Annotated in this window: 6 protein-coding genes; 2 read left to right on the top strand and 4 right to left on the bottom strand. The window is 51.9% G+C overall.

Annotated features, from left to right (window positions below):
* The first annotated feature begins 75 nt into the window (after positions 1-75).
* On the top strand, positions 76-1,917 hold the full coding sequence (locus ACTJJS_RS24720) for a glycoside hydrolase family 97 catalytic domain-containing protein (RefSeq protein WP_440665822.1): 1,842 nt from the start codon (positions 76-78) through the stop codon (positions 1,915-1,917).
* Between the two features lie 22 nt (positions 1,918-1,939).
* Positions 1,940-3,916 (top strand): alginate lyase family protein, encoded by a 1,977-nt coding sequence (locus ACTJJS_RS24715; protein ID WP_440666255.1) that lies wholly within the window; start codon positions 1,940-1,942, stop codon positions 3,914-3,916.
* 54 nt (positions 3,917-3,970) lie between these two features.
* Here ACTJJS_RS24715 and ACTJJS_RS24710 read toward each other — a convergent pair whose 3' ends face one another.
* The 4 genes from ACTJJS_RS24710 to ACTJJS_RS24695 form a co-directional block, all read right to left on the bottom strand.
* Positions 3,971-6,763 (bottom strand): T9SS type A sorting domain-containing protein, encoded by a 2,793-nt coding sequence (locus ACTJJS_RS24710; protein WP_440665820.1) that lies wholly within the window; start codon positions 6,761-6,763, stop codon positions 3,971-3,973.
* Positions 6,764-7,141: 378 nt separating this feature from the next.
* On the bottom strand, positions 7,142-8,926 hold the full coding sequence (locus ACTJJS_RS24705) for a RagB/SusD family nutrient uptake outer membrane protein (protein ID WP_440665818.1): 1,785 nt from the start codon (positions 8,924-8,926) through the stop codon (positions 7,142-7,144).
* A 25-nt stretch (positions 8,927-8,951) separates the two neighbouring features.
* The gene (locus ACTJJS_RS24700; protein ID WP_440665816.1) at positions 8,952-12,359 is read right to left on the bottom strand and encodes a TonB-dependent receptor; all 3,408 of its coding nucleotides are present in this window, start codon (positions 12,357-12,359) and stop codon (positions 8,952-8,954) included.
* 94 nt (positions 12,360-12,453) lie between these two features.
* A complete protein-coding gene (locus ACTJJS_RS24695; RefSeq protein WP_440665814.1) occupies positions 12,454-13,440 on the bottom strand; it encodes a FecR family protein in 987 nt (328 codons plus the stop codon).
* Positions 13,441-13,534: the final 94 nt, after the last annotated feature.

The following is a 13,534-nucleotide window of genomic DNA, read 5'->3' as shown; positions in this document are numbered from 1 at the left end:
AGGTGAAGGTCCGTTTGCCGCCGGAGCCGGGCTTCTCCCGGACAGACCGAAATTATTGACCGATAAAATTTGGAAATGAGTAAAATGTTTTTTGGGTTAAAGTCAGGTATTACGCCGGCGCTCATGTGCCTGTTGCTGTGCGGACAGCTTTCAGCACAAAGAAGTTATTCCATCGTATCTCCCGGCCGCACGACGGTTTTAACAACAGGTGTTCCTGATGGGAAGCCGGGTTATCAGCTATCTTTCAAAGGAAAAAAAATCACTGGCTGGTCAGCACTCGATATCGCTGTTGATGGTGTTTCACTGCGCAACGCTAAAATTACCCGCTACGATAAGCCGGTATTGCACCGGGAATCTTTTGCCAGTCCGCTGGGAGAGCAGGATTCCCTGCATAGTGTTTACCAGCAGGCGAGGTTATACCTTCAAACCACTGCCGGTCTTTCTGTGACCATTGATTTCCGCGTGATGGACAGCAGCGTGGCATTCCGTTACGCTGTCACTGCTGCGGATGCTGCGCCACATGCACTCCGTGAGTTCACCACGTTCGCCTTTCCTGCTTCCCCGCTCATCTACCAATACAACCAGGAGTCCGTTTTCACCCCAACAAGCGTGGACACCTTCAGTACTACAACGGACCTGCCGGTGACCATGGAATCGGATGGAACGTATTGCCAGGTAGGGGAAGCGGTGAACTTTAACTATACGAAAGCCGAATTGGCCCGTGGCGCAGATGGAAATACGCTGGCTGTAAAATTTCCGCAAGACACCGCCGTGCTGTTTCACCAGCATCTTGAAACACCCTGGAGGACCCTGAGCGTGGCCGGTTCAGCCATCGCGCTTGCGCACTGCCGCAACCTGGACCTAAAACTGGCGGGGGCGCCTGCGCCGGGAGACTGGTCATGGACCAGGCCCGGAAAACTTATCCGCGCCCAGCTAAATACACAGAGCGGCCTGGATTGCATCGATTTTGCCGTGAAGCATCATTTTCAGTATATCATGTTTGACGCAGGGTGGTATGGCGCGGAGTTCCGCTCTTCATCGGATCCCACGCAGGTAATCCCGGCAATTGATTTGCCGAAAGTGATTGCATATGGTAAGCAGCACAATATCGGCGTTATCCTGTACGTAAACTATATTGGGCTGAAAGCCAGGCTGGACGAAATTCTTCCGCTTTATAAGCAGTGGGGGGTGGCGGGTCTTAAATTTGGCTTTGTGGACGGGCTTACGCAATCAGGCCTTACCTGGCTGTTGCAGGCAGTGCAAAAGGTGCAGCAATACGGCTTTGTGCTGAACATCCACGATAATTATAAACCGACGGGCCTCAGCAGGACCTACCCCGTACTGTTGACACAGGAAGGCATCAGGGGCAATGAAAACAGTCCTGACGCATTTCATAACACCACGCTTCCCTTCACCCGTTATCTTGCAGGCGCCGCAGATTTTACCTATTGTTTTCCTAATCCGAAAAACAGCTTTTCAAAGCATATCAAAGTTTCAAAAGGACAGCAGCTGGCGCTGAGCGTAGTTTACTACAGCCCGCTGCAGGCGATATTCTGGTATGGTCAGCCCAATGATTACACCAATGAGGAGGAGATAGAATTCTATGATTATGTGCCAACCACCTGGAGTGAATCGCATTACCTGGCGGGAGATATCGGTAAGGGCATAGCGGTGGCCAGAAGGAAGGCAGATACCTGGTATGTGGGCTGTGCTGCTGGTTTACAGGACTGGCAATCCACGCTTGACCTGTCTTTTCTACGTCCCGGTATTTCCTACACGGTGACTGTTTATGAAGATGACGGTCTCCAATCCATCAGGAAGAGAACACTGCGGCTCACCAACGTTGATAAGCTGCCGGTAAAAATTGCTGCCAAAGGCGGACAGGCATTCATTTTCAGACCGGCAGGCCATGAGTAAGGCGTATATTTTATGGCTGTTGATGATAATTTTTTCCGGTGTGACCACGAGTGCATTGGCGCAGGCGCCTGGATTTGCGCACCCCGGCTTGCTGCACAGCAATGCTGACCTGCAACGAATGAAGACAGCCGTTGCGGGGAAACGGTCACCCATATACGAAGGTTACACGGTTTTTGAGAAAAGCCCTTTTTCTCACGCTGATTATCAAATGAAAGGACCGCTGGCCTCAGTAGGAAGAAATCCTACGGCAGGCCAGGCTGATTACGACAGCGATGCCAATGCCGCCTATCAGAACGCGATCATGTGGGCCGTCACAGGAGATAAGCGATATGCGCAAACAGCCATTCGCATTATTGATGCCTGGAGTAATACACTACTGTCGGTAACCGGGAGGGATGCCGTGCTGATGGCGGGCCTTGGTCCCTTTAAAATGGTGAATGCCGCAGAGATCATCCGGTACAGCGATGCGGGATGGCCTGATGTGGCCGTAAAGCGTGCGGAACAACATTTTCTCCGGGTGATCTATCCCGTTCTTGCGGAGTTTGCACCTTTTGCAAATGGCAACTGGGACGATGCAGCACTTAAAACAGTGATGGCCATCGGTATTTTCTGTAATGACCGGGAAATTTTTGAGAGCGCTGTTCGCTACTACGTAAATGGCTGGGGCAATGGCAGCCTTACCCATTATATTATCAATGATACCGGCCAGGTGCAGGAAACAGGGCGTGACCAGGCGCATACGCAGCTCGGTATCGGCATGCTGGCAGAATGCTGTGAAATGGCCTGGCACCAGGGATTAAATCTCTATGCCTACGCCAACAACCGCCTGCTGAAAGGATTTGAATATACCGCGAAATATAACCTGGGCCATAACGATATCCCCTATACGCCGATGCTTGACCGTACCGGTAAATACCACCATACACATCCTTCGGAAATAGCGCGTGGCAATCTGCGCGCGGTGTACGAGCAGGTATATAACCACTATGTGCATAGGGTAGGCCTTCCGGCACCATTTACAAAAGCGGCCGCAGACAGGCTGCGGCCGGAAGGACCGGGGATGCCTGGCGCGGACCACCCCGGCTATGGCACCCTGTTTTATACAGTCAGCCCGGCAACTGACAGGGCGGATACCCTTCCTCTCTCCGTGGAAATGCCTGCCGGACTGGTTTTGACAGCAAATCGTGATACGGGCATACTGACATGGGCAACACTTCGTGGTGTTTCGTCCTATCTCATCAAACGCGCCAAAAACAAAGAAGGCCCATATAGGAAAATCGGCATTGCTGCCGGAAATTCTTTCCGTGACAGCAGTATGAAAAGAGGCGTTATATCTTACTATACAGTCACCGGGGTACGGGATGGAAGAGAATCGGAAGCGTCTTTGCCGGTATCGCTGGCTGGTGGCGGACTGCCTGCAGGGTGGCGCAACAGCGATATTGGAAATACCGGGACGCCCGGCTATGCGCTGTACGATGGAGACCTGATGAGGATAGAAGCTGGTGGCGTGTTCGCGGATACGTTGCCGGAGGCTGTAAATTACACCTATAGGGAACTGATGAGGGATACAGCGATGACGATCCAGGTATGCCCGCAACCCAGTTCCCAGTTTACGGCAGTTGGCCTGATGATCAGGTCTGGTCTGCAGCCAGGCAGTCCGTTCGTTGCACTGATGCTTTACCCGGCTAAAACAAAGGAAATAGAAGCTCCCCGATGGGCGATGCAGCTGATACAACGGGGAAATCAGGGAGCAACCGTATCTGTTTTAGCACAGCAACCATTGGAGCAGCCTGCGGTAACATACGGCCGTTTAACAGGGCCTTGCTGGTTGAAAGTGGCCCGGTCGGGCGATACCATAACAGGTTTCGGGTCTTACGACGGGATTATATGGGAACCGCTGGGGACGGTCCGCTGGCCTGCCGGAAAAAGGGCGCTGACAGGTATCGCTGCCGCTTCAAATATTGCTGCTACCACCACCGTCCGGGTGCGGTTGCAGTAAAGAAAATCGGGAATGCTTCCTGCGAAGCATTCCCGATAACTGATGAAGTGTTTATCAATGAATGATCACCTTTTTGGTGACACTGAATGTTTTTGAATTGATCCTCACCAGGTAGAATCCTGCCTTCAGCCCTGAGTCGACCTCTATCTTTTTCCCGCCGTAAGCTTTCTTTTCGTAGAGTATTCTACCCTGGTCATCGGAAATGTTTACGATCACATTGTCCGGAATTTCAGGAAGGGTAATGGTAAACCTGCCTGCATTGGCCGGATTGGGATACACGCTGATGGCATCTTCAGTGATATTGGCCGTGGATGATATTTTGGCAGAACTGTTCACGGTGATAGTAAAGGTCTGTGTGCTTGGGCATCCTCCGCTATTGGTATAGGTGGCCACATAATTTCCCGCCTGGCTGGCCTGGATGTTTGAAATGTATATTTCGCGTATGCCTGCACTGAAATTATTCGGTCCGCTCCAGCTCCATGATCCTCCCTGTACAGGCTGAGGGCCAAACTGCACGGTGCCGCCTGCGGATAAAGATGCAGTGGCTGTCTGCTGCCAGGTGCCGCCATTTACTTGTGTGTATGGTGTGATGGCAGTAGGCGTGCAGGTCGTGGAGGGATCTCCATAAACAATACCTCTGCCTGCTGTGCTCATGTATACTCTTCCGAAGACATTCATGTCGCCCTGCACAAATTGCCCGTTGCCCGGACCACCATATTCATGCGCATCATCATTTACACGGACCCATGACGCGCCCTGGTCTGTTGAGCGATATACCCCTCTGACATTGTTGATGGTGCCCCAAATGTAGATCGCCGGATAGTTTGTTCCGGGAGCAGCCACTCCAAAACCAACGGCCCCGCAGTTGCTGACGCCGCTGATGGTTGAAAACGATTGGGCTGAGTTGGTTGAACGGACCAGCCCTCCATTATTCAAGGCTATCCAGACATGCCCTTCCATGCCTGGTGCCAGCCGGATGATTTTGGAGCCGCCGCCCGCAACGGAACCGGCCTGAGAAAAGGAAGATCCGCCGTTGGTACTTACCATGACGGCTCCGTTTCCTGGGTTATATGCATAGAATTTATTGGAGTTGACAGGATCGCCTACCGGCCGTGCTTCATTAAAACTTAAACCACTTACCGCTGCCCAGGAAGCGCCGTTATTGGTGGACCGGTAAGTAGCAGACGACTCCTTCGGGGAATGCAAAACAGTATTGCCATTGGCTGATAGTGCCACCTGCCCATGGGAGCCATTCATGCTGTTTTGGGTCCAGGTCACTCCCATATCATTGGAGTAATACATTGCATTGCCTACCCGCACGATTTTGTTTGTATTTTGGGCAGCTACTGCCAATCCGCTGGTGGTGCCCATTTGCGGATTGTGAATAGGGGCGTACTGACTTAGATTAGTAGAGTGCCTGAACCCATCATAGTCACCGATAACAGATAAAACGGGGCCGTTGGGAATACTTTCCAGGCCGAGCGGCACTGTTTCTTCCAGCCCTTTTACGGCGAACCGCCAGGTACCGCTGCTGCTGATGTTATCGTTTCTGAAAATACCATTGCCCGAAGTGACCCACACTCTTTCTGTGTTGAAAGGATCAAACTCTATTGAACCCGCCCAATGGATGGCATGCCCGCTCACCCAGGTGATACCGTCGGGGTCCAGGGTGAATCCGCGGTCTACCACGTCCACCCAACTTGCACCTCCGTTGGTGCTCAGGAACATCCTGTCGCCCCAGGCGCCGTTTTGGTTCATATAGGTGTTGATCGTGGAAGCCACGATCCTGTTAGGATTACCAGGATCAACGCTGATGCCGCCGAACGCCTTGTTGAATCCGGAAGGTGTGATGTTTGTCCATGTGCCTGTGGAAATATTATACTTCCAGATCTGTCCGTTGTCCATAGGCTCCGGTAGCGACCAGTGCCCGCTCGGTCCTGCACCGTTGCCATAAGTGAGATAGAGGTTTCCGTTACCGGACAGAACTGCCCGATGCGGCATAAAGCTGGTGGTAGCGCCGGAAATGGCAGCAAAAGACTGTCCGCCATTATCACTCCGGTACAGGTTTGTACTGCCGCTGCGTGAAACGCCGACAATGATCCTTTGGGTGGCGCCGCTTGCGGCGCTGCTGCCGTCCAGGACCACAAAGCTTATCCCGTTTTCATTGGGAGTGGTGGTTACGTCCAGTGAGCTTAGCCTGCTCCAGGTGGCGCCGGCGTCGGTACTTCTGAATAATCCGTTCCACCGGGTGCCGCAATACAGGATGTTGCTGTTGTTGGGATCTACTACCAGCTTTTCACCTGCTTGCCGTCCCATACCGTTGCCATGTGCCTTGAATTGTGAGGAGACATCGGTCTGGGTAAAAGTGTTGCCATAATCGTCAGACCGGAGAATGGCCGTTCTGCCGTTGTTGAAATAGGAAATGCCTACCAGCATGTAGACCCTGTTGGGTTTTTGCGGGTCTATCGCCAACGACTCTACGCCGAGGAAACCGACTTCATTGTCCGATACCCAGTCCAACAAGGGGACCCAGCTCGAAGTGGAGGCGTTCCAGCGGTAGGCGCCTCCGACGTCTGTACGGGCATACACCAGGTTTTGTTCGGTCTTACTGGGAATGATGGCGGAAACAAAGCCGCCGCCACCGATAGCTACGCTCTTCCAGGTGTAGCCGGCCGCGTTTTGCGCTTTTGTTTCATAGTGCTGTAATGCAATACATAAGGACAGTAAACAGAAGAAGGCAGACGTCTTTTGCCTGAGCCGGGAAAGGGCTTTAAAGGACATACATTGTCTGAAAACAAAAAGCATTGTAAACTTTTGTTCAAATGGTGTGGGTAAATTGGTTTTCATAAAGGTTAAGTGGTTTAGGTAAATCCGGCCTGGTATCAACGGTCCATTGATCTTGCGCCGTATAATTACGCCTGTACCGGCGCCGCCTCATCGGCTGCTACAACAGTATTCATATTTTGATGGTAGTGACAAGGCTCCTGAAGCCGGGACCAGCAGACGTTTTTTCATAACGGGAATTCTTTCTCTTGACAAGATGTGGTAAAACTAATGAGATGTTCCTGAAAACAGGGTACTCAAATGTTGCAGATTACGACAGGAAATGTTGCAGGTGCTGGTTTTCAGAAAGTTTTGACGGGGCCGGGCGTTGTATCTTGTCTCTATGGGTTACAAAAAAGTTGCAGGGCATCCCTGCAACTTTTTTGTGGCTGTAATGCTTTCTCAGTAGCCCGGGTTTTGAACCATCTTCGGATTTCGGTCTATTACATCCTGTGGCACTGGGTTCAGGTACATTTTCCGGGTGAACACATGCGGGTGGTTCAGCGGCACAATTTCGTATTTCCACACACCGGAGTTGTTATCAGGTAAGGTATTGCTGATTTTCATCGCGTGTTTGTCCACGTTCATCACGGTATTGGCTGTTTTCCAGCGAATGATATCATAAAAACGTTTGTTTTCAAAGCAGAGCTCCACTCTTCTTTCCTGATAGATGGCCGCCCGCATGTCCGCCTGTGACAGTCCCGGGGAAAGGTCGGGCAGGCCGGCTCTTTTACGGATTTGATTAATAGCGGCATATACAGAGGCGTCGGGGCCTGTGGCTTCGTTTTGTGCTTCTGCGTATCCCAGCAGCACTTCCGCATAGCGGTAGTAGATGAAGTTGGCGCCGCTTACTGCGCCGCCGCCGGGCCGTACCAGTGGGTTAAGCCGCTTTTTGAAGTAGTAGCCGGTATTGGTCACATCGTCTGTTCCAAAATCGATCTGGTTTTTGGAGGGATGTACTTTGTCGATGCGGGTGTATATAGTGTCGCCTTTGTCCATCCAGGTCATTTTATAGGGGGCGCCATCGTAAACGATCCAGTCGTAAAAGCGCTTCTCCCGGCCAACGTAGGGGTGTTGCGGATCATAGCCGGAAGCGGGATCGGTGATGGGTTTTCCGTTGGCCATAAAAAACTGGTCCACCAGCTCCTGGGTGGGGCAGTAGTTGCCCCAGGTGTAGTAGGCGCCATTGATCCATACGGGGCCGCCGTATTGTTCAAAAGACGATCCCATTGTGTTGGCCACTACCTGCCGGTCCCATACCACTTCTGAATGATATTCGTTGGCTTCGTACCAGATGGCGGAGGGGTCGGGAAACAGTTCGTAAGCCTTGCCATTGCCATAGTCGTCGATGAACTGTTTAAAGGTGGCGGCGGCTTTTGCCCAGCGCTGGAGGTCATAGTTATTGTAGCCGGCTACTTTATATGGGTCGTTGCCTGCGGCGGGTTGCGCGTCATTGAAGGCGGGGCTGGCAGCATACAGCTCCACCCATCCTTTCAGTGCAAGCGCGGCGCCCAGCGTTGCCCTGCCGGCGTTTGCATCGCCCTTGTTGTATTTGGGCGGGAGGTGACCGTCTTTAACGACGGAATCCAGTTGCGATGTGATAAAATCCACTGTCTCCGCAAAGCTGCTCCTCGGCGTATAGATAGCGGCGCTGTCCATCGTTCGTCTTTCTGCGGGCGCCGTAATGATGGGCAGCCCGCCAATATGCATCCACAATTCACTGTAGAAAAAAGCGCGGATAAACCGGGCTTCATCGAGCCGTTTGTTCAGCCACTCCGGGGAGAAGTTTTTGGCGTTTTTACGCACAGCGGCAATGAACGTGTTGCATTTACGGATATTGGTAAAGATGGCCGGCCAGTTGGTAAGATCGCCGGAGCCGGTGATACCGCCCCATATCGTATAGTCGTTGGAGGAGGCTTCTACGATGCCCTGCTTCCAGTTATAGGAAGTATAGTAGAAGCCGGCGTCGTTGTCGTCGGTAAAATTGTCCAGGTTTTCCGGCTGGTTCCAATAGTTGGGCAATGCGCTGTAGATATCGTTAAGGAAAAGGTCCGCATTGCCTTCGTTGCTCCACTGGATGTCGTCCGTGAGCTTGGTCTTATCTGTATTTTCCAGGAAATCCTTTTTGCACGACAGGACACTGAGCAACAATAGCACTATGGGCAAAAGAATGATATATCGCTTCATAATCGTTTTGTTTGACAGGATGAATCTAAAAAGTGGCGTTGAGCCCAAATACAAATACCTTCTGGTTAGGATAGGCTGTTTCCAGGTCGGTGTAACCTACTTCCGGGTCCATGAATTTCATCTTGCTGATGGTGAGAAGGTTTTGCCCGGAGAAATAACAGCGGAGGCGCTGCATCTTCATCGCTTTGGAAATGCCGGCCGGAAGCGTATATCCGAGTACGGCTGTTTTTAAACGGAGATATCCTGTTTTCATCATCCAGAAATCAGAGTTCTGGGTGTTGTTGGCGTAGGGCGACTGGTTGGCGCGAGGGTATTTACCATCGGGTGTTTGAGGTGTCCAGTGGTTGTTATAATATTCATACGCGGAATTACTGTTGTTGTTGTTGAAGGGGACCGTCTGAAACCCCCGGATATTCAGGCTGGCCAGTGCAGATCCCTGGAAGAACAGGCTAAGGTCAAACCCTTTCCAGGAGGCGCTGGGTGTAAAACCGTAGGTGATGAAAGGATATACCGGATTACCGGTCACTACTTCATCGTAGGAATCTATTTTCCCGTCAGGTTTGCCATTGGGGCCGCTGATATCAGCATAGCGGATGTCGCCGGGATGAAGCACGCCAAACTGGGTAACGTTGTAGCCGTCTTCGGCGTTGATAATGCCATCGTTGTTTTTATCATCTGCAGCGGTGAACAGTCCCAGCGCGTGATAGCCGAACTGTGTGCCGGTAGGCCTGCCTGTTCTGCTGCGATTGGGATTGTCGCGCGTAGCGGCGGTTTCAAACACCTGGACCATTTTATTTTTGGCGTAGCTGAAATTACCGTTCAGGTTTACCTGCAGGCCGTTGGAAAAGCGGCGGCTGGTGCCAACGGAAACTTCGATGCCCCTGTTTTCCATAATGCCTGCGTTTTCATCAGAGAGGTTCAGGCCATATTCCACGGGTACGGTCACGGCCGGAGGCAGCAGCATGCCCGTTCTTCGTTCGTGAAAATAATCAGCTTCTATGGTGAGCAGCCCATGCCAGAAGGTGGCGTCCAGGCCGATATCAGTTTTGGTGGATATCTCCCAGGTGATATTGGGATTAGGTTCCCGGGTGATGTTGGAGCCTTGTACCATACTGCCGTTGCCGAAAGCATAGGCGTTGCCGTACAGGTTATAGCCGTTCAGGTACTGATATGCAGCGCCGGCGAGATTACCTGATTTGCCCCAGGAGGCCCTGAGTTTGAGGTAGCTCAGGGTAGAGCCAAGGCCTGCCATGAAGTTTTCTTCCGAGATGATCCACCCGGCGGAGAAGGCCGGGAAATAGCCCCAGCGTTTACCGGGGGCGAAATAGTAATGTCCGTCGTACCGGCCGGCTGCTTCAAAAAGATATTTATGGTCGTAGACATAACCGAGGCGGTACACAAATCCAAGCTGACTGCCGGTGACCGTAGAGCCATTGTTGTCGAAATCATTTTTGTTGGAGCTGCCCATGCCCAGCTCGTCGATGTTTACCGCAAAATTATTCCGCCGTGCGGAGAAGCCGGTAGAATCGTTCCTGCGGGCTTCTGCCACCACAAGGCCGGTGATGTCGTGTTTCCCGAAGTTATTGTGATAGTTGAGATATCCCTGGTAGGTGAAGTACCGGTTTTTGGAATACTCCTGGTTTAGCCAGGTATATGGTGCGGCGCTTCCTTCGGAGGTGGATATCTGTTTCGTATAGCTGTAAGGGGTAGTGGCGGTATTCTGCGAGTAAAAATAAAACGGCGTATGCCATCCTTTAACGGTAAAGTCATTCGGGTCATAGCTGAAAGTTCCTTTAATGCTCAGCCCTTTGATGAACGGCAGTTGTTGTTCCACGGCAAGCGTGGTGAGGAGGGACGTTGCATCGCGGCGGGAGTATCCCGCATTGAGAATACCTACCGGCGAGTTGCCGGCAAACTCGCCCCAGAGGCCGTTGCTATAGTAAAGGTTGGTGATGGGTATCAGCTTGTAGGCGCTGCGGAACAACTGCCCCGGTGTAGTGGCCGCGTCCACGCTGTTGGTCTGCTGGATGGCCCCTATCAGTGACAGTGATACGGTGATGGTAGGAGTGGCGCTGACTTCCATGTTGACGTTATAATCATAACGCCTGTAATTTATCGGGTCAAACATCCCGTCCTGTTTAAGGAAGCCGATGCCCGCATAGTACCGTACTACTTTGGTGCCGCCGCTTAACTGCAGGTTGTAGTTTTGAATGGGCGCATGCATCCGTACCAGGTCTTTGGTGTTGCTGATAGGATATTTGTCCGGGTCTTTGGCGTTCAGGTCTGCATATGAGTTGATGAAATCGTCGGCAAAAGGTTGCTGTGTGCCGCCGGGGTTTTCATTCCGGTAGGCTTCATTACGCAGGCGCATATAGTCCTGTGCGTTCAGCATTTTAGGGTAGTAAGTGGGTGTTTGCCAGCCGTAATAAGCGTTGAGTGACAATGACGGCATACCTGTCTGCCCGCGTTTAGTGGTGATCAGTATTACGCCATTGGCGCCGCCTAACCCATATGGCGCTACTGCGGCGGCATCTTTTAACACGGTAACAGAAGCGATGGAGCTGGGAGAAATTTCGTTGATGTTGTTACGGATGATACCGTCCACTACGATCAGCGGCGAGTTGTTGCCGGTGGTGGCAATACCCCTGATATGTATATCGGGGTTGTCTCTTCCCGGCTGGCCTCCGTTGGGGCGCATGCTGATGCCGGAAACATTTCCGGCCAGTGAATTGGAGATATTGGTGACGGGCGCCTTGGCCAGTTCTTTTCCCTGCACTGCTGCCACGGAGGCGGTAGAGGAGGTTTTTTTCTGTGTGCCGTAGCCTACTACCACAACTTCGTTCAGGCCGCTGGCGCTTTCTTTCAGGATGACAGTGATCGGATCGGCGGTACTGATGATTTCTGTTTGTTCGTAGCCAACGTAACTGAATACCAGCGTGACGCCGGTGCCGGCCTGTAGTTCAAAGTGGCCGTTTTCGTTGGTCATGGTACCGGTAGTGGTGCCTTTTACTTTTACGGACACGCCGATGAGCGGTTCACCGCGTTCGTTTTTAACGGTGCCGCTTATTTTGGCAGCGGTGGTCCCGGATGCTATCACGATAGCATCGTTGTCCATCACGGTGTAGTGCAGTGTGGTGCCTGCGAAAGTCTGGGACAGCAGTTGTTCCACGGAGGCATTTTCCGCATGGATAGATACCGGAGGTTTTTCCGGCAGAATGTCGTCGTTGTAGATAAGCCGGTACCGGCTTTTTTGTTGAATGGTTTTCAGTACTGTTTTAATGCTGACTTTCTCCAGGGATATGCTGATCTTTTCCTGGCTGGCAGAGGTGGCAGATACGGGTATGCTGGCGATGAACAGCAAAGTCACAGCAAATATGGCCCGCAGCCCGCCATGGAGGCTTTTATTGAAAGCCCATAGGAACATTAGTTTCATAACATGGAATGTAAAGGGTGAAGGAAAGTAAAGCGGGTGAATGTGTAACGTTTTTTAGGTCATAAAAAATTATTTTTTGAAGATGAAGAATGGATTAATTACTGATATGCACCGCTTTCCCGTCAATCCGGTAGTGAAAGGGGCGTGACAACTGAAGCATTTTCAGCGCTTCGTCCGCCGATTCTGTATCGATGATGCCGGAAAACCGCAGCTGTTGGAGGCCGGGCGAGTCAAAATAAAAAGTGATGCCGTACCACCGGCTCATTTTATCGGTCAGTTCAGCAAATGTGTTGTTGTCGAATGTCAGTTTATGGTTTAACCAGGATATTTCAGCAGGTAGGCCGCTGCTGTCTTTTTCCAGGTGTTTGGGCTGGAGAGTGGCAGGCCGACGGAATACTGGTACTGTCAGCTTTTCATCGGGGCGCAGTACTACGGTTTTATCCTGGAACGATACGGCAATTTTACCGCGTACCAATGTAGCAGACACGGCGCTGTCGCTGCTATAGGCTTTTACGTTAAAGGCGGTGCCGAGCACACGGATATTTACTTTGCCGGCGTGAATAATAAAAGGAATGCCCTCGTTTTGGGCAATATCAAAGAAGGCTTCTCCGGTAAGGGTGATTTCGCGGTGTTGTTTGCCGAAGCCGTTTTTTTCATAGTGAAGTTGTGTGTTGCTGTTGAGCCATACGATGGAGCCATCGGGAAGCGGCACCCTGGATTTGCCGCCGGGAGAGGAACTGATTTGTTGTAATGCGGGGCCGGGTGGACGTAAAAAATGCCAGGTGGCCCAGGTGGCTGTCAACACCGCTGCTGCTGCGGCTGTGGCCAGCAGCTTGCGTACGGGACGATGCTGGCGGGGCTGTTGTAGTTGTGGCGCTACTGCGCCCCAGATGCGTTTGTAGCTGTCATGGCGGTCTGCCACTTCCTGAATAGGTGTTTGCCAGACAGCCGCGGAAACATCCCGGAAAGCAGTTCCCTCCGGATGGTCGGCCACCAGCGCGTCCAGCTCTGTCAGTTCAGAAGGGGAGATGTCGCCGCTCAGCTGTTTGCCGAGTAATGTCCATATGCGATCGTTGTCCATAACCGAATGAAAATGATGGAATGATGAGTGTCTGGTGTTATAAGACACCATAAAACAGGAAATGCCCCCAAAGGGTACCGGAATTTTTTTTAGG

The organism is Chitinophaga sp. 22308 (assembly GCF_052045305.1).
In the GTDB taxonomy this organism is placed as follows: domain Bacteria; phylum Bacteroidota; class Bacteroidia; order Chitinophagales; family Chitinophagaceae; genus Chitinophaga; species Chitinophaga varians_A.
The sequence above is the reverse complement of the archived record's forward strand: the minus strand, read 5'-3'. Positions and strand labels throughout refer to the sequence as shown.